The sequence below is a fragment of the Streptomyces corchorusii genome (assembly GCF_001514055.1).
Classification (GTDB): domain Bacteria; phylum Actinomycetota; class Actinomycetes; order Streptomycetales; family Streptomycetaceae; genus Streptomyces; species Streptomyces olivaceoviridis.
The window spans coordinates 251360-268024 of sequence record NZ_KQ948353.1; the positions used below are offsets into that span (position 1 = coordinate 251360).

General features: G+C 73.5%; 17 protein-coding genes and 1 pseudogene. 11 read left to right on the top strand and 7 right to left on the bottom strand.

The features are described 5' to 3' along the window. Window positions 1–61: 61 nt before the first annotated feature. Entirely contained in the window at window positions 62–823 is a 762-nt protein-coding gene (locus AQJ11_RS08330; RefSeq protein WP_059262428.1) for a cache domain-containing protein, read from the bottom strand. Window positions 824–861: 38 nt separating this feature from the next. After that, window positions 862–1602 carry a FadR/GntR family transcriptional regulator gene (locus AQJ11_RS08335; protein WP_382580357.1) on the bottom strand — a complete coding sequence of 247 codons (741 nt, stop codon included), beginning with the start codon at window positions 1600–1602 and terminating at the stop codon, window positions 862–864. A gap of 110 nt (window positions 1603–1712) precedes the next feature. Between AQJ11_RS08335 and AQJ11_RS08340 the strand changes: the two genes are divergently transcribed. The 8 genes from AQJ11_RS08340 (at window position 1713) to AQJ11_RS08375 (ending at window position 8528) form a co-directional block, all read left to right on the top strand. Continuing rightward, window positions 1713–2744, top strand: a complete 1032-nt coding sequence (locus AQJ11_RS08340) for an ABC transporter ATP-binding protein (RefSeq protein ID WP_059262430.1) — start codon at window positions 1713–1715, stop codon at window positions 2742–2744. Window positions 2745–2773: 29 nt separating this feature from the next. Next, window positions 2774–3973: an ABC transporter substrate-binding protein gene (locus AQJ11_RS08345; RefSeq protein ID WP_014676845.1), complete on the top strand. Its 1200-nt coding sequence runs from the start codon at window positions 2774–2776 to the stop codon at window positions 3971–3973. Between the two features lie 3 nt (window positions 3974–3976). Further along, window positions 3977–4870: an ABC transporter permease gene (locus AQJ11_RS08350; protein WP_059262431.1), complete on the top strand. Its 894-nt coding sequence runs from the start codon at window positions 3977–3979 to the stop codon at window positions 4868–4870. Between the two features lie 54 nt (window positions 4871–4924). After that, on the top strand, window positions 4925–5740 hold the full coding sequence (locus tag AQJ11_RS08355; RefSeq protein ID WP_014676843.1) for an ABC transporter permease: 816 nt from the start codon (window positions 4925–4927) through the stop codon (window positions 5738–5740). A 60-nt stretch (window positions 5741–5800) separates the two neighbouring features. After that, window positions 5801–6082, top strand: a complete 282-nt coding sequence (locus AQJ11_RS08360; protein WP_014676842.1) for a hypothetical protein — start codon at window positions 5801–5803, stop codon at window positions 6080–6082. Between the two features lie 76 nt (window positions 6083–6158). Next, window positions 6159–6914, top strand: coding sequence for a YqjF family protein (locus AQJ11_RS08365; RefSeq protein ID WP_059262728.1), 756 nt, complete (start codon window positions 6159–6161; stop codon window positions 6912–6914). Beyond that, on the top strand, window positions 6911–7453 hold the full coding sequence (locus tag AQJ11_RS08370; protein ID WP_014676840.1) for a hypothetical protein: 543 nt from the start codon (window positions 6911–6913) through the stop codon (window positions 7451–7453). The genes AQJ11_RS08365 and AQJ11_RS08370 overlap by 4 nt, the downstream gene beginning before the upstream one ends. Before the next feature lie 193 nt (window positions 7454–7646). After that, window positions 7647–8528 carry a DMT family transporter gene (locus AQJ11_RS08375; protein WP_014676839.1) on the top strand — a complete coding sequence of 294 codons (882 nt, stop codon included), beginning with the start codon at window positions 7647–7649 and terminating at the stop codon, window positions 8526–8528. Between the two features lie 53 nt (window positions 8529–8581). Here the strand turns inward: AQJ11_RS08375 and AQJ11_RS08380 are convergent, their stop codons facing one another. From AQJ11_RS08380 to AQJ11_RS08390, 3 genes are all read right to left on the bottom strand, one after another. Beyond that, window positions 8582–9064 carry a carboxymuconolactone decarboxylase family protein gene (locus AQJ11_RS08380; protein ID WP_014676838.1) on the bottom strand — a complete coding sequence of 161 codons (483 nt, stop codon included), beginning with the start codon at window positions 9062–9064 and terminating at the stop codon, window positions 8582–8584. 83 nt (window positions 9065–9147) lie between these two features. Next, window positions 9148–10707, bottom strand: coding sequence for an alpha/beta fold hydrolase (locus tag AQJ11_RS08385; protein WP_059262432.1), 1560 nt, complete (start codon window positions 10705–10707; stop codon window positions 9148–9150). Continuing rightward, window positions 10704–11846 carry a serine hydrolase domain-containing protein gene (locus AQJ11_RS08390; protein ID WP_059262433.1) on the bottom strand — a complete coding sequence of 381 codons (1143 nt, stop codon included), beginning with the start codon at window positions 11844–11846 and terminating at the stop codon, window positions 10704–10706. The genes AQJ11_RS08385 and AQJ11_RS08390 overlap by 4 nt, the downstream gene beginning before the upstream one ends. A 340-nt stretch (window positions 11847–12186) precedes the next feature. Between AQJ11_RS08390 and uppS the strand changes: the two genes are divergently transcribed. Both uppS and AQJ11_RS08400 read left to right on the top strand, forming a co-directional pair. Next, the gene (gene uppS, locus AQJ11_RS08395) at window positions 12187–12933 is read left to right on the top strand and encodes a polyprenyl diphosphate synthase (protein WP_279616940.1); all 747 of its coding nucleotides are present in this window, start codon (window positions 12187–12189) and stop codon (window positions 12931–12933) included. Then, entirely contained in the window at window positions 12930–14402 is a 1473-nt protein-coding gene (locus AQJ11_RS08400; RefSeq protein ID WP_059262435.1) for an oxygenase MpaB family protein, read from the top strand. The genes uppS and AQJ11_RS08400 overlap by 4 nt, the downstream gene beginning before the upstream one ends. A 27-nt stretch (window positions 14403–14429) precedes the next feature. Here the strand turns inward: AQJ11_RS08400 and AQJ11_RS08405 are convergent, their stop codons facing one another. Next, complete coding sequence (locus AQJ11_RS08405) at window positions 14430–15302, bottom strand: SGNH/GDSL hydrolase family protein (RefSeq protein WP_059262436.1); 873 nt, start codon at window positions 15300–15302, stop codon at window positions 14430–14432. A gap of 376 nt (window positions 15303–15678) precedes the next feature. Between AQJ11_RS08405 and AQJ11_RS49740 the strand changes: the two genes are divergently transcribed. Then, entirely contained in the window at window positions 15679–15834 is a 156-nt protein-coding gene (locus AQJ11_RS49740) for a DUF6131 family protein (RefSeq protein WP_014676832.1), read from the top strand. 142 nt (window positions 15835–15976) lie between these two features. On the opposite strand, the pseudogene AQJ11_RS45505 reads toward AQJ11_RS49740, so the two are convergent. Beyond that, window positions 15977–16525 (bottom strand): annotated as a pseudogene (locus tag AQJ11_RS45505) (alpha/beta hydrolase family protein); the annotation flags it as partial. Window positions 16526–16665 lie beyond the last annotated feature (140 nt).

Sequence of the window (16665 nt, forward strand, 5' to 3'; positions counted from 1 at the left end):
CACGACCGACCCCGGGCACGGGCCGCCCGGGGTCGCGCGCGTGCGCGCGGCCGGGGAGCGCTCAGGCCAGGACCAGCACCAGCGGCACGCCCGGGCACGGCACCAGCCGCAGACCGTCGTACCCACCGGGCCGTCCGGCGGTGAGGAGTTCGCCGAAGTCCGGGCCCCTGGTGAGGGAACCCGCCAGGTGGGCGGGGTCGGCGGAGGCGGCGACCCGGCCGCGGGCGTTCACCAGACGGGCCGGCCGGGACAGGCGCCGCAGCAGCGGGAGCACGGCCGCCTCGAAGTGCCGCAGGTACACGTCGGCCGCGGCCACTCCGGCGAACCGCCCCTGGATCCGCACCGGTTCGGACAGGGTGAGGCTGTACTCGTCGGAGCAGAGATAGTCCACGTACGGTCCGGCGACGGCCCGGTGCCCGGTGTCACGGGGCAGCGTGAACCAGTCCCAGTGCGTGTAGTCGGAGTAGGCCGACCGTCCGGGGTCGAGATCGAGGAGGAGCGGGCGTACGGCGCCGTCGGCGCCCGCCTGCCACCACTCCAGCCAGGCCGGTACGTCGGCCAGCAGGCCGGGGGCCGCGACGAAGCCGACGCCGGAGACCAGTTCCTCGCGGTTCAGCCGCCGATGGAGGCCGGGGCGCAGCGCGGCGAGGTCGCGGCTGGCGGGCCGGCGCCCCTCGGCGGCCACCCGCTCCAGCAGGGCCGCGGTGTCGGCACGGGTGGCGGCGACCGACGCGAAGACGGCCTCCAGCGCGCCGCACACCCGCGCGGCCACCCAGGCCTCCGGGTCCGTCGCGACCGTGGCGGGCCCGGCGCTGACGCCCATGGTGTCCTCCAGCGGACGTGGAACCGGACGCGGCGCGGTCAGAGGGTGAGGCGTACGGCGACGAGCCGCGCCGTCGACGCCCTGACGCACCGCTCGGCCAGCGTGCCGGCCGTTTCGTGCGCCCCATCCTGCACGGCGGAGATGACAGCGCGATGACGGTCCGCAACTTCTTCACGATATGCGTCGTCGGCCAGGACGAGACAGAGCAGGGCGCCCACCTCGCTCTGGAGGGCGACCTGTTCGCGGGTGAGCCGGGCGGACTGCGCGGCGGCGGCGAGTTCGACGTGGAAGCGGCCGTACAGCCGGCTGCGCGCCGCCGCGTCCTCGGCGTGTACCAGCTCCTCGGCCGTACGGCGCAGGGGCTGGAGGTCCGCGGGTTCGGTGCGCTGGGCGGCGAGCCGGGCGGCGGCTCCGGACAGGGCGGCCCAGTGGTCGCCGAGGTCGCGCAGCTCCTCGGTGCTCCAGCCGCGCAGCGCTGCCCGGAGCCGGTCGTCGGCGGGGACCTCGGGCAGGGAGACGAAGCTGCCCCCGCCGCGGCCCCGGCGGGTGGTGACCAGGCCCTGCTGCCGCAGCGCCATGAGTGCCTCGCGCAGGGTGACCGTGGAGACACCGAGCTGTCCGGCCAGTTCGCTCTCACCGGGGAGCTGCTCGCCGTCGGCGAGGAGGCCGAGCTCTATGGCGTCTCCGAGGCGGCGGACGACGGCGTCCACACGGGCCCGGTTGTCCACCGGGCTGAAGACCGCCTTGCGGGCGCCTCCGTCGATCTCGTGCTGCCTCACGGCCATCACCTCGTGCGTTGACTCAAGCTTTACCTTAGGGGGATCTTGAGCTATGACCTATGACTTCATATGTTTACGGTCAACGTTCAGCGCGCCAGAAAGGTTCCCGTATGGAGGGGATGGCGATCCGGCTCCAGGGTCTGCGGAAGTCGTTCGGCGGGACCACCGCCGTCGACGGGGTCGACCTGGAGATCCGGGACGGCGAGTTCTTCTCGATGCTCGGCCCGTCCGGCTCCGGGAAGACGACGGTGCTGCGGCTCGTCGCCGGGTTCGAGACCCCCGACGAGGGCCGGATCGAACTCGCCGGACAGGAGGTCACCGGCCTCGCCCCGTTCGAACGGGACGTGCACACCGTCTTCCAGGACTACGCCCTGTTCCCGCACATGACGGTCGAGCAGAACGTCGCCTACGGGTTGCGGATCCGCCGGATACCCAAGGCGGAACGCCTGGTCCGCGCCCGCAAGGCGCTGGCCGAGGTCCGCCTCGAAGGTTACGGCCAGCGGCGGCCCGCCCAGCTCTCCGGCGGGCAGCGCCAGCGCGTCGCGCTCGCCCGCGCGCTCGTGGGCCGCCCCCGTGTCCTGCTCCTGGACGAGCCGCTCGGCGCGCTGGACCTGAAGCTGCGCGAGCAGATGCAGGTCGAACTCAAGGCCATCCAGCGGGAGGTGGGCATCACCTTCGTCTTCGTCACCCACGACCAGGAGGAGGCCCTGACGACGAGCGACCGGATCGCCGTCTTCGACCAGGGCCGCATCGCCCAGGTCGGCACCCCCGCCGAGATCTACGAACGCCCCGCGACGCCCTTCGTCGCCTCCTTCGTCGGCACCTCCAACCTGCTCGAAGGCGAGGCGGCCCACCGGATCACCGGCTCCGCCGGCACCTACAACATCCGGCCGGAGAAGATCCGCGTCCTGAAGGAGTCCGCCGAGGCCGACGAGCCCGAGCACGCCACGGCCACCGGCACCGTCGCCGAGGTCGTCTACCTCGGCGACGCCACCCGCTTCCTGGTCGACCTGGACGGCGGCGGCCGGCTCACCGCGCTCCAGCAGAACCTGGAGACCTCCTCGGCGGACGTCGCCGCCTACCGCGGCACCCGGGTCCGCCTCCAGTGGCACCGCCGGCACGCCGTCCGGCTCCCCTCCTGACACCGTCCCCCCTCCCCCTGGAGAACGCCGTGCGTCTCACCCGTACCCTGCGCGCCTCGGCCGTGTGCGCCGCCACGCTGCTGCTCGCCGCCGCCTGCGACTCCTCCGGTTCCGGCGGTACCTCCGCCACCGGCCTCAACCCGCCCGACCTCAAGGCCCCCACGAAGCTCGGCAGGACCGAGGGCCAGGTCAACCTCATCGCCTGGGCCGGCTATGTGGAGGACGGCTCCAACGACCCCAAGGCGGACTGGGTCTCCGGCTTCGAGAAGCAGACGGGGTGCCAGGTCCACTCGAAGGTGGCCGCCAGCTCGGACGAGATGGTCAAGCTGATGAAGACCGGCGAGTACGACGCCGTCTCCGCCTCCGGCGACGCCTCGCTGCGCCTGATCGCCTCCGGTGACGCGGCCCCCGTCAACACCGACCTGGTCCCCCACTACAAGGACATCTTCAGCGGGTTGAAGAACGGTGCCTGGAACTCCGTCAAGGGGCAGATGTACGGCATCCCGCACGGCCGGGGCGCCAACCTGCTGATGTACAACACCGCGAAGGTCAAGCCCGCGCCCACCTCCTGGTCCGCGGTCTTCGACGACGCCGCGCGGTACAAGGGGCACGTCACCGCGTACGACTCGCCGATCTACATCGCCGACGCCGCCCTGTACCTCAAGGCCGCCAGGCCGGAGTTGAAGATCAAGGACCCGTACGCGCTCGACCAGAAGCAGTTCGACGCGGCCGTGGCGCTGCTGAAACAGCAGAACGCCAACGTCGGCGAGTACTGGGGCGACTACTTGAAGGAGGTCTCCGCCTTCAAGAGCGGGGACTCGGTCATCGGCACGACCTGGCAGGTCATCGCCAACCTCGCCGCCTCCGAGGGCGCGAAGGTCAAGGCGCTGGTCCCGAAGGAGGGTTCGACCGGCTGGTCGGACACCTGGATGGTCTCCGCCAAGGCCAAGCACCCCAACTGCGCCTACAAGTGGCTGGACTGGATCGTCTCCCCCAAGGTCAACGCCCAGGTCGCCGAGTACTTCGGCGAGGCCCCCGCCAACTCCAAGGCGTGCGCCGAGACCAGCGACAAGAACTTCTGCACGGTCTACCACGCCGCCGACGAGAACTACTGGAAGAAGATCGCCTTCTGGAACACGCCCATCGAGCAGTGCCTCGACGGCCGCAAGGACGTCCGTTGCGTGCCGTACGCCAAGTGGGTGCAGGCCTGGACCGAGATCAAGGGCTGAGCCGTGACGACCGATCTGCCGACCGCCGCCGGCCGGGGCACCGTCCGGCGGCTCGCCGGAGCCCTGCACCGCAGACCCCGGCTGCGGCTGGCCCTGCTGCTCACCGCCCCGCTGCTCTGGCTCGCCGTCCTCTACCTCGGCTCGCTCGCGGTGCTGTTCGTCTCCGCCTTCTGGACGACGGACTCCTTCACCTCCCAGGTGGTGAAGGTCTGGTCGACGGACAACTTCCACGCGCTGTTCACGACACCGGTCTTCCGTCAGGTCGTCCTGCGCAGCGTCGGGGTGGCCCTCGCGGTGACCGCGCTGTGCGCGGTGATCGCCTTCCCGGTCGCCTTCTACACCGCCCGCGTGGCCCGGCCGAAGTGGCGTCCGCTGCTCGTCGTGGCCATCCTCACCCCGCTGTGGGCGAGTTACCTGGTCAAGGTGTACGCCTGGCGGCTGATCCTCTCCGAGGGCGGCCTCGCCGACTGGATGCTCGCGCCGTTCGGACTGAGCGGCCCCGGCTACGGGCTGCCCGCCACGGTCCTCACCCTGACCTACCTCTGGCTGCCGTACATGATCCTGCCGATCCACACGGCGCTGGAACAGCTCCCGGCCAGTCTGCTGGACGCTTCCGCCGACCTCGGGGCGCGGCCGGGGCGGACCTTCCGTTCGGTCGTCCTTCCCATGGTGCTGCCCTCGGTCGCCGCCGGCTCGGTGTTCACCTTCTCGCTGAGCCTCGGCGACTACATCACCGTGCAGATCGTCGGCGGCAAGACTCAGCTCATCGGCAACCTCGTCTACTCCAACATCGAACTCAACCTGCCCATGGCCGCCGCCCTCGGCACCGTCCCCGTGGTGGTGATCGTCCTGTACCTGCTGGCGATCCGCCGTACCGGCGCCCTGAACAGCCTGTAGCCACAGCCCGCAACCCCGCCCGCACACCCGTCGGAAGCTGGAGAGAAGAGCGCCATGCACCTCAGCCGCACCGCGCGCACCGCCCTGCGCATCGGCGCCGGGCTCGGCTTCGCGGTGATCTACGTCCCGCTGCTGCTCGTCCTGGTCAACTCCCTGAACCCGGACCGCAGCGCGAGCTGGCCGCCGCCGGGCCTCACCGTGCGCTGGTGGTCGGTGGCCGCGCACAACTCCGGTGCCCGCGAAGCCCTGTGGGTGTCGGTGAAGGCAGGGCTGGGGGCGACCGCCGTCGCGCTGGTCCTCGGCACGCTGATCGCGTTCGCCGTGGCCCGGCACCGCTTCTTCGGCCGGGACACGGTGTCCTTCGTCGTGGTACTGCCGATCGCGCTGCCCGGCATCGTCACGGGCATCGCCCTCAACTCGGCCTTCAGCACGGTGCTGGAGCCGCTCGGCGTGGGGCTCGGGCTGTTCACCGTGATCGTCGGGCACGCCACCTTCTGCATCGTCGTGGTCTTCAACAACGTGGTGGCCCGGCTGCGCCGTACGGCCGGCTCGTACGAGGAGGCGGCCATGGACCTCGGCGCGACCAGCTTCCGCGCCTTCGTGGACATCACCTTCCCGCTGGTCCGCTCCGCGCTGCTGGCGGGCGGCCTGCTCGCCTTCGCCCTGTCCTTCGACGAGATCGTGGTCACCACGTTCACCGCGGGGCCGGCCATCGAGACCCTGCCCATCTGGATCTTCGACAACATGACCCGGCCGCAGCAGGCTCCGGTGGTGAACGTCGTGGCCGCCGTCCTGGTCCTGCTGTCGGTGATCCCCATCTACCTCGCCCAGCGGCTGTCGGCGGACACGGCGACGTCCAGCCGGGTGTGAACGGCGGCGACACCCGCGCGGTGCGGGCCCCGCGATCCGGGCCGGTGCGACCCTGCGCCCATGAAGAACCCTCCCGCCATCACCCGTTACGTCGACCGGGTCACCGCCGGCCCGGGCGGCGCGATGACCGACGAGGTCGGCGTCATCACCGGCGACCTCACCGTCGCGACCATCCTGAGCTCCGACGGCCACAGCGTGCGCGTCGTCGTCCAGCACTCGGGCAGCGACACCTGGTACACGCTCGCCGGCAGCCCCGCCCCCGTGCCCGCCGGCCAGCTCGCGTCCTACCACCGGGACCTGCTCGGCCGGATCCGGCGCGGGGGCGGTACCCGGGCCACCTGAGCCGGCGCTTCCCGGGTTTCGGCGCGGGCCCCCGGGGGATTCGGTGCGCGTGGTCTCGTACGGAGCGGAGCAGCGCGTGTACCTGCCCGCGCTGTGGGCCGGCTGGCTGACCCAGACCTTCGTGCACTGGGCGTATCCGCCCGAACAGGTCCAGCGCCTGCTGCCCGACGGTCTGGTGGTGGACACGTTCGACGGCGTCGCGTGGGTGAGCCTCACCCCGTTCGTCATGGCCGACGTGCGCCCGCCCGGGCTCCCGCTCGCGCTGCCCTCGTTCCCCGAGACCAATCTGCGGACCTATGTGCGCGACCGGAACGGCCGGGACGGGCTCTGGTTCCTGTCCATCGAGGTGTCGTCCCCGGTGATGCTGGCCGCCCGCGCGGTCGGCGTGCCGTACCACGTCGGCCGCCTGGAGGTGGTGCGGCGCGGGGACACCGTGGTCTACACCGGCGCCCGGCGGGGCGGCGGGCCGTCGTACGAGGTGGCCGTCCGCCCCGGCGAGCCGGTCCGGCCCGGCGCCCGGGACGTGTGGCTGACCTCGCGGTGGCGGGCCTTCACCCGGCGGCTCGGCGCGCTCTGGGAGACGCCCGTCGAGCACGCGCCCTGGCCGGTGCGCGAGGCACGGCTCGACACCGTCGAGGAGACCCTCACCCGGGCTGCGGGGCTGCCGCCGCCCACGACCGCGCCGCTCGCGCACTACTCGGACGGCCTGCACAAGGTACGCCTGGGCATCTCGCACCCCGTACGGCCGGCTCGCGGCCGGGGTGCGGGCGACGGCCCGCCGGACCCACCGCGTCCACGACCCCACGGCACCCACGAAGGAGGCGCCAGATGAACCGCCCCGCCACCCCCGGCCCGCACAGCACGGGCGGTGCCGACATGAAGCTGCTCGGCATCTACCTCAACGACCACCTCGCCGGCGCCACGGCGGGCACCCAGCGGATCGGCCACCTGGTGCGGTCCACCCGGGGTTCCGCGCTCGGCAGAGCCCTCCGGCCGGTCGCCGCGGAGATCAGCGAGGACCGCGCGGCGCTGCTGGACATCATGCGGGACCTGGACGTGCCGGTGCGGCGCGCCAAGGTCTGCGCGGGCTGGGCGGCCGAGAAGGTGGGACGCCTGAAGCTGAACGGGCGTCTGGTACGGCGTTCTCCGCTCAGCACCGTCCTGGAGCTGGAGGCGATGCGGCTGGCGGTCGAGGGCAAGGCAGCGGGGTGGCTCACCCTGCGCCGGCTCGCCACGACCGACGAGCGCCTGGACCCCGGCCGGCTCGACAGCCTCCTGGAACGGGCCCGGCGCCAGCAGGACACCGTGGAGGAGTGGCGTCGGCGGCAGGCGGACACGGCCCTGCGCACGGCCGGCCCGGCCGCCGCCTGACCCTCCGTGCGCCGGCCGGCAGGCCCCGGGCGCCCGCCGGCACACGCCTGCACGCTCCCGCGCTCCGGCCGGCTGGTCCCGGTGCGAGGCGGGGCGAGGCAACTCCGGCCGACCCGCGGGGAGCCGTGCGGTTCCGTAGGCTGGGAAGGCCCGAAGCTCCTCCGGGAGACCGACCCGCAGGCAGGAGACGGTCGTGATCGAACTGGCCGCGGTGTTCGCCGTCGCGGGAGCGGCGAGCAACGCCGTGGGCACCGCCTTCCAGCGCAAGGCGGCGTCCGTCTCCCAGGGCAGCGGGATCCGGCTGGTCGCGGAGCTGGCACGGCGGCCGGCCTGGCTGATCGGCATGGCCGGGGTGGTCTGCGCCGCGCTGTTCCAGAGCCTGGCCCTGGTCAACGGCCCGCTCGCACTGGTGCAGCCGCTCTTCATCCTGGAGCTGCCCTTCGCGCTGCTCGTCGCCGCGCCGCTGATGCACCGGCGGCTGCCGCCCTGGGGCTGGTGGGGGGTGGGCGGCTGCGTGGCCGGGCTCGCCCTGCTGCTCGTCGCCGCCGCCCCGCACGGCGCCACCGATCAGGCGCCGCTCGTCCGCTGGATCCCGGCCCTGTGTCTGTGTCTCGGCGCCATGGCCGGGGCCGTCCTGCTGGCCGGCCGGGGGCGTCCGCCGGCCCGGCGCGCCGCGCTGCTGGCGGTCGCGTCCGCGACCGGCAACGCCCTGACCGCCGCCCTGCTGAAATCGGCCTCCGGCACGTTCGCCGACCACGGCTTCGCGGCGTTCCTGCGGTCGTGGCAGACGTACGGTTTCGCGCTGGCCGGGGCGGCCTCCGTGATCCTGCTGGAGAACGCGCTCCAGGCCGGCCCGCTGGCCGCCGCACAGCCCGCGCTGACCATCGGTGACGCGGTGGTGAGCCTGGCCCTGGGCGTCTTCCTGTTCGGGGAGCGGATCCGGACGGGCTGGTGGCTCGTACCGGAGCTGTGCGGGGGCCTGCTGATCGTGGCGGGTGTGCTGGTCCTCAGCCGGGCCGTCCAGCGGATCGTCATCCTGCCGGTCCCGGCCGGGGAGCGGCACCCCGCGACGTGAGGCGGCTCGGGGCCTCGGTCAGGGCGGCCCCGATGGTGCGCGGACCTGCGGTGTCACTGTTCGGCCCGCACCCGGTGCCGGCTCATGACGGAGACCCGGTTGAAGGCGTTGATGGTGACGGCCACCCAGATCACGGCGGATATCTGGTCGTCGGTGAGGGCGTCCCGCGCCGCCGCGTAGGCGGCGTCCTGCGCGGCGGTGTCGGCCGGGTGCGTGGTCGCCTCGGCGAGGGCGAGGGCGGCTCGCTCGGCGGGCGTGAAGAGTTCGGTGTCGCGCCAGGCGGCGAGCACGCCGAGGCGCTGCGGGGTGTCCCCCGCCCGCAGCGCCGCCCGGGTGTGCAGGTGCAGGCAGTAGGCGCAGCCGTTCAGCTGGGACACGCGGAGGTTGACCAGTTCCACCAGCACGCGGTCCAGGCCCGCGTCGGCGGCGACCGCGCGCACCGCCTCGGACGTCTGCACCAGCGCGTGGTACGCCTTGGGGCTCTGCTTGTCGATGTAGATCCGCCGGTCGGCGCCGGCCGGAACGGGACTGGTCAACCTGGGCTCCTCCGGGTGACAGCATTTGTTGAACTTGAAACTATCATGGCCGGCCCGGAGGCTCGGAGTGTAGCGGGGCCCGGTCAGCCGGTGGAGCAGGTCAGGTCGCCGGGCGGGAGGTGGCCGGTCGCGAGGTAGCCGTTGACCGCGCCGTCCACGCACTGGCTGCCGAAGACGCCGTACACCGCGTGCTGGTCCGCTCCGCGCAGGGTCACCAGGCGGGAACTGGGCCAGTTCCGGCGCACCGCCTCCGCCATGGGGTAGACGGTGCGCGGATCGCCCGTGGCGTTGACGAGCAGGGCCGGCAGATCGTCGCGGACCGTCGTCGGGCGTTCGCGCGGCGGCTCCCAGAACGCGCACGCGTTGATGTTGTACGTGACGGGCGCGAACAGCGCGTCCCGGCTCCCGGCGCGCCGCAGATCGCGCCAGTACGTCTCCGGGTCACGCGGCGCGGCCACGTCCCCGCAGAGGATGGAGGTCTGCGCGCTGCCGTAGGCGGACTCGTGCCCGGTCAGCGTGAACTCCAGCGCCGAGGCCAGCCACGGCGAGGGGGTGACCCGCCGGCCCTCGGCGGCGCTCCGCAGGTCCCGCACGCCCCGGGCGAAGTCGCCGTACGCCGTGGGGTTGTCCTGCGAGAGGCCGTTGAAGACGACGACGGGCAGGACATGGTCGTCCACCCGGTACCCGCCGACGCGCAGGGGCGTGCGGGCGGAGGCCGACCGGACCGCCTCCACGGTGGCCAGCACGGCGCTCCCGGTGCGGCCCAGCCCGTAGGTCGCGTGGTGGGCGGCCGTCCAGTCGGCCCAGTCGCGCAGGGCGTGCCGGTTGGCCTCCTCCGTGCCCCGCAGCAGCCGCGGACCGTAGCGGGCGGGGTCGGCCACGCCGTCCAGGACGACCCGGTCGGTGCGCCGGGGGAACATCGTCGCGTAGACCTGGCCGAGGTAGGTGCCGTAGGAGTAGCCCAGGTAGGAGATCCTGCGCTCGCCCAGCGCCGCCCGGATCACGTCCATGTCCCGCGCGGTGTTGCGGGTGGTGGCGTACGGCAGCAGGTCACCGGCGTGGGTCCGGCAGCGGTGTGCGAGGTCCGCGGAGAGGGCGACCACGCGGTCGAAGGCGGCGCGGCCGGTGCCGGCACCGCGGATCATGCTGCCGGTGGGCCAGTGGCAGTCCAGGGTGGTGCTCCGGCCCACGAAGCGGGGGTCCACGCCGACCACGTCGTAGCGTGCGGCCACGTCCTTCATGGCCGCGCGCACCCACGGCGGGTCGCCGAGCGTCTGCCCGCCGGGGCCGCCGCTGTTGAGCAGCAGCGCGCCGACGCGGTGGGCGGTGTCGGTGCCCCGGATCCGGGATATCGCGACGGTGATCGTACGGCCGTCGGGGCGGGCGTAGTCCAACGGCACGGTGACGTCGGCGCATTGGGCGCCGGCCTGGTCGAGTTCCTTGCCGGTGGCGTCGTCGGGGCCGAGCCGGCAGCTCTTCCAGTGCAGGTGCTGGTGGTGGTAGCGGGCGAGGGGGTCGGCAGCCGGCCGGGCCGCGGCGGCCGACGCGGGCGCGGTGCCCAGGGCCAGTGCGCCCGCGAGGGACAGGGCGACGGCCGCCGGGGCCCGGGACAGGAGGCGGCGCGGGAAGGTGGCGCGGGTCATGCGGGGGTCCTTTCGGCGGACGGGCTCTCGCACAGGGCCTGGTCGACGACGTCGAGGAAGTCCTGTTCGGCTTGGAGCGTGGCGGGCACCTCGTTCAGGGCGACGGCGACGGCGCGGCCGTCCGGGCCGGTCGCGACCAGCGCCCGGTGGCCGCCGGGCACGGTCCCGGCGTGCCCCCACCAACTGCCGCCGCAGGACAGCGGTGAGGAGATCAGACCGAGCCCGTAGCGGGCGCCGGGCCAGAGCCGGTCGGGGTCGGCGGCCACCGTGCGCCGCATCTCGGCGCGTTGCGGCGCGGGCAGCAGCCGGCCGGTGAGCAGCGCGCGGGCGAACCGGGTCAGGTCGGCCGGCGTGGACACCAGGGCCCCGCCGACCCCGCCGAAGGTCGTGTTCCAGGCGGTGCCGTCCACCCGGCGGCCGTCGTCCGCGGTGAAGTAGCTGTGCGAGTGCGGGCCCCGGACGCGGGTCTCGTCACCGGGCCAGTACGTGTCGCGCAGCCCCAGGGGCGCGATGATCCGGCGGCTGATCTCCGCCTCCGGGCTGTGGCCGGTGATCTCGCGCACGATCAGCCCGGCGACGAGGTAGTTCGTGGTCGCGTAGTGCCAGGCGTGCTCCGGGCGCGGCAGCCGCAGGGCGCGGGCGATGAGCCGGCGCGGCTCGAAGTGGCGGTACCGCAGTCGTTCGATGTGCTGCCACTCGGGTGCGTCGAGGTAGTCGGGCAGTCCGCTGGTGTGCTGGAGGAGCTGCCGTACGGTGATCCGGCGGCCGTCGTACGCGCCGCCGCGGATCAGGCCCGGCAGGTAGCGCTCGACGGGGGCGTCCAGGGACAGCCGCCGTTCGGCGGCGAGTTGCAGGACGACCGTCGCGGTGAACGTCTTGGTGACGCTGCCGACGCGCAGCCGGTCGGTGGTGTTCATGGGGCGGCCGGTGCGCAGCTCGGCCGTGCCGTCGGTCGCCGTCCAGCGCGCGCAGGGGGCGTCCGGGCCGGCGCCGGTGACCAGGACCGCGGCGCCGGCGATCCGGTCGTGCGCCACGAGGTGGTGCACGGACCGGCTCAGCGCCGGGTGCGGGCCGCAGGCGCGGGGCGCGTCCCGGGACGGCTGCGCGGCGGCGGGTGCGGCGGCCGGGGCGACGGCCACCAGGCAGGCCGTGGCCAGGGCGGCGAGGCCGGTACGCCGACGCCATGCGGAACCCGGTGGACGGGACGCGGAACTTGATGGACGGGACACGGAACTCGGTAAGGAGATCGCCATGTCCCCTGACGCTAGGCACCGGCCGGGCCGCGCTCACTCCGGCGGGCAGGCGATTCGGGGCGGGGGGCAGCACCAGCGCGCGCCCGGAGGCGAGCCCCCGCACGCGCCGCACACCTCTCGGACAGTTGCACGAAGGGTGAACGGCGGGCGTTGTGCCGTATCCGGAACCCGGGGCTGACACCCTGGACGGGACGAGGGGGTCCGCTCATCGCTGCGGGGGGCAGGCGTGACGGTTGAGGGCAGCGGCTCCGCCCGGAGGACGCCGCGGCACGTGGCCTGTGTGATGGACGGCAACGGCCGCTGGGCGGCGCGGCGTTCACTGCCGCGTACGTCGGGTCACCTGGCGGCGGAGACGACGGTGATCGACGTCATCGAGGCGGCGCGGACGGCCGGCGTCCAGTGGCTGAGCCTGTACGCCTTCTCCACCGAGAACTGGCAGCGCCCGAGCACCGAGGTCGACTTCCTGATGCGGCTGGTCCGCCGCGTGGTGCGCAAACACGCGGCGCTGCTGCACGCGCGCGGGATCCGCTGCCGGTTCCTCGGGGTGGCGGATCCCCGTATCCCCCCGGCGCTGGCCCGGGACTTCGCCGATCTGATGACGCTGACCGGGGAGAACCGGGGCATGACGCTGACCGTCGCCTTCGACCACGGCGGGCGCCGGGACATCGTGGCGGCGGCACGGTCCCTGATCCGCAGCGGGATGCCGGCCGAAGCCGTGGACGAGCGGAGCTTCGCCGCTCATCTGCCCTTTCCCGACACGCCCGATGTGGACCTCGTCATCCGGACCTCCGGGGAACAGCGCATCTCCAACTTCATGCTCTGGCAGGTCGCCTACGCGGAATGGATGTTCCCGCCGGTGCTCTGGCCCGACTTCCGCGCGCCGCACTTCGTGGAGTGCCTGCGCGCCTACCAGCAGCGCGACCGCCGCTTCGGCGGCGTGGCGCCCGACGCGAACGGAGAACGACGACCGTGACGGACACGCGCAGCAACGAGCCCGGGAACGCGGGCACCGAGGCCGGGGTCGGCCAACTCTTCGACGCGGGCGGTCAGTTCCACGCGTTCTTCAACGACCCGCGCTGGGCGCTGGCCATCATCCGGGGGACCGTGCTGGAGGCGGCGCACCCGCAGATCGGCGGAGCCCTGATCGACAACTCCACGTTCGTGACGCACCCGTGGCGACGGCTGCGCAACACGGTCGTGAGTCTCCAGCGCATGTTCGGGCCCGACGAGGAGGTACGGCGCAGGGAGGCGGCCCGGCTCAACCGGCTGCACGCCCGGCTGCGCGGGACGGACGCGCACGACCGGCCGTACGACGCGATGGATCCCGAGGTGCGGGCCTGGGTGGTCGCGACGCTCTTCGAGAGCAGCGTCACGATGTGCCGCCTCAGCGGGCAGCCCCTGGAGCAGGACGCCATCGAGCGGCTGTACGCCGAGTTCCGGGCCTACCTCGCCGTGCTGGACGGTGACGCCCGTCATCTTCCGCCCACCGTCCAGGAGTTCTGGCCCTACTACGACCGGGTGGTCGAGGAGCGACTGGAGAACACGGAGGCGATGCGCGTCATCCTCTACCGGCTCTTCGACCATCTGCCCGCGCCGCCGCTGCTGCACGGTCTGCCCACGCTGTGGGCGGCCGGCCGCGCGCTCGTCGGCCCGCTCATCGGTGTGATCACCGTGGCGTCCCTGCCGGAGCCCTTCCGCAGGCGGGCGGGTCTTCCCGAACTGCCCGGCGCCCAGACCCTGATGCAGAGCGCCTACCTGGCCGTCGGCCTCGCGCGGTTCCTCCCCGACGGCCTGCTCCGGACCGACGCCGTCGTCGACCTGCTCTCCCTCTCCCCCGGCAGCGACGACCCCCGGGCCCGGACGATCAGCGCGCTGCGGGACCGGATGAAGCGGGCCGGGGCCCTGGTCCGGCTGATCACACCCCTGCCGTCGGAGGAGCCGGACCCCGACGCGGGAAGCGCGGCGCGGCGCAGCGCGGAGGAGTTCTTCGCGGCGGTGCTGGACCAGACCGGGGACGGCTATCTCGACTGGCCCGACCTCGCCGCCATGGCCCGGGAACTCGCCGGCCGCCTCGATCTTGACGAGCCGGAGGAGACACGGCTCTACGACGCCTTCGCCGGCTGGTGGCGGGAGCTCCAGGCGGCACTCGACACCGACGGCGACGGCCGCGTCAGCGCCCGGGAGTACGCGGCGGCCGTGCCCTCGCTCGCCGGTCCCGCCCTGATCAGGGTCGCCGAGGTCCTCTTCGACGTCACCGACGCGGACGGCGACCAGCGCGTCGACGCGGACGAGTACCGGGCGCTGTTCCGCACCGGGTTCAGGCGGGACACGGCCGGCGCGGACGGCACGTACACGCGGGGCGCCTTCGTACGGGACTTCCTGGCCTTCATGTCGGGCCGGGAGCGCTCCACGCCGTACGACCCGCTGCTCGCCGACGCCTGACCGGCGGCCCCGGTGCGGCGGCGTCCGTCAGCCGAGGCCGAGGACGCTCAGGGTGTGCTCGGCCATGCGCCGCTCGCCGAGGGCGTTGGGGTGGACGGGCACGACGTTCTGTCCGAACAGCAGCGGCTCGATCCACCGGGTGCCGACGGCCTGACAGGCGTCGTGCCCGGCCGAGACCTCGGCGAAGTCCACGTAGACGGCCCCCGTCTCCTCGGCGGCGCGCCGGACCACGGCGTTGAGGTGCGCCTGGAGGGCATGCAGATAGGGCACGTCGCCGGTGGCGACCGGCAGCCTGACGAAGCAGGACGGGTCGGCGGTGGCGGGCGTGATCCACGGGTAGCCGAGCACCGCCACCCGTGCCTGGGGAGCCTTGGCCCGGACGCCGCGCAGGGCGGACTTCAGCGCGGGATAGGTGCGGGCGTCGATCTCGTCGTCGAAGGACGTGCCGTAGCGGTCCTCGCAGGGACTGCCCTGGCCGCCGCTGAGGATGCCGGCGGTGCCGCAGGCGGTGATGGCGTTGATGAAGGTGCCGTTGTCGTTGCCGCCGATGGTGAGGGTCACCAGGTCGGTGCCGGCGGTGACCGCGTCGGCCTGGGGGGCGACGCCGGGGTACTGGGCCTCGGTGAAGTCCTTGGTCTGGGCGGCGCCACAGGTCACGTCCGTCAGCCGGGCCGCGGTCCGGGCGGCGATGACGTGGGGGTAGTTGGCCGTGGAGCGCAGGCAGAGCGGACTGGTGAGGTCGGCGGGGAGGACACCGGAGGCGGCGCTGTAACTGTCCCCGAGCGCCACGTAGTTCAGGGAGGTGGTGGCCTGGGCGGGGGCCGTGCTGAGGCCGAGGACCAGTGCGCCGACGGCCGCGCAGGCCGCGGTGAGGACACGGCGCGGGGTGGGTATGGGCATGCGGTGCTCTCCCCTCTCTGGACAGGACACGGGGCGGACGGGCATGGCGGTGCCGTCGGCGTGGTGGGGTGCGGGGTGTGCGGGGCCTGGTGGAGCACGAGAACGGGGCGGCTCGGTCGAGCCGAGGGCGTGCGGGGGCGACCGGAGGGCTGGGCGTGCGGGACCGCGCAACGGGCGTGCCGGGGCGACCGCGAGGTACGGGCCGTGGGGTGGCAGCGGAGTTACCGCGGGGTACTACCGCTAGGTAATGTGAGGCCGCCGCATCGCCGAGTCAACATGGCCGACAGAACTTCTTGAAAGTCGGAGCGAACTGATAGGGCGGGCGTTTCGGGGGCACTCGGAGGACAGGAGCCCCGTCACCGGCTGGAGGCACGCCATGATCGCCCTCGGCATCATCCTGCTCATCATCGGCTTCATCACCGGCATCTCGATCCTGTGGACCATCGGCGTCATCCTGCTGGTGGTGGGAGCCATCCTGTGGATCATGGGGTCCATGGGACACGCGGTCGCCGGCCGCCGTCACTACTGGTGAGCGGCCGCTCCGGACGAGCGGCCACCAATGAACCCTCCCGGCGGGCACGCTCAGCGCCCGCCGGGCGGCGCGTGCGGTCCTCGGCGCCCCGGGCGACCAGGCCCCGCACGACTCGACGACGCCCCGCCGGATGTCACGGCCGTCAGGAGCGCCCCGCCGGCCACCGGCGGGGCGCGTACGCGTCCGCCGGCGCGACCAGCGCTACCGCCATACCCGGGACACCGACGGTGTGGCCGGCGTCGTCCACGATCACCGGCTCCCTGCCCGGCCAGGCGCGGCGCAGCCGCCAGACGGTGCCGAGAAGATTGCCGAAGCCGAGGCTGCCCTGGACCAGGGGCCGGGAATGCCCTTGAGCCGGTGGGCATCGCGGAGCACCACGCCGTCGCGCTCAGCCGCGCTCCCACCGTCGCCGCCGAGGAAGCGGCCGTTGCCCCAGTAGTGCGTGACGGTGCGGGCGAAGCCCTGGCGGAAGACGGGGTCCTGGAACCGGTCGACGGAGCGTGGGGGCGCCGGGAGTGACCGTCTCCCAGTCGGTCCAGGCCCGCGCGGCCCGCTCCCGGACCTCGGGGTCGGCGGATGCGAGGAGCCGGTCGTAGGCCGCGGCGAGGTCGCCGTCCCGGTCCTCGGCAGGCACACCTGCCAGGAAGGCCTCGAAGGCCGCCGGGAACAGTCTGCCCAGCCCCCGGGCCTGCGGTTCCACCTGGCGTCCGGGCCCGGGTCGCGGACCACGACCGGCGGTTTCCGGTCCCGGCGCCGACGCGAGTGTCCCGGCCGCGCCTCGGAACTGTCCGTGATCCGTAACAGGCGGATCCCGTGCCCGGTCCCGGCCGT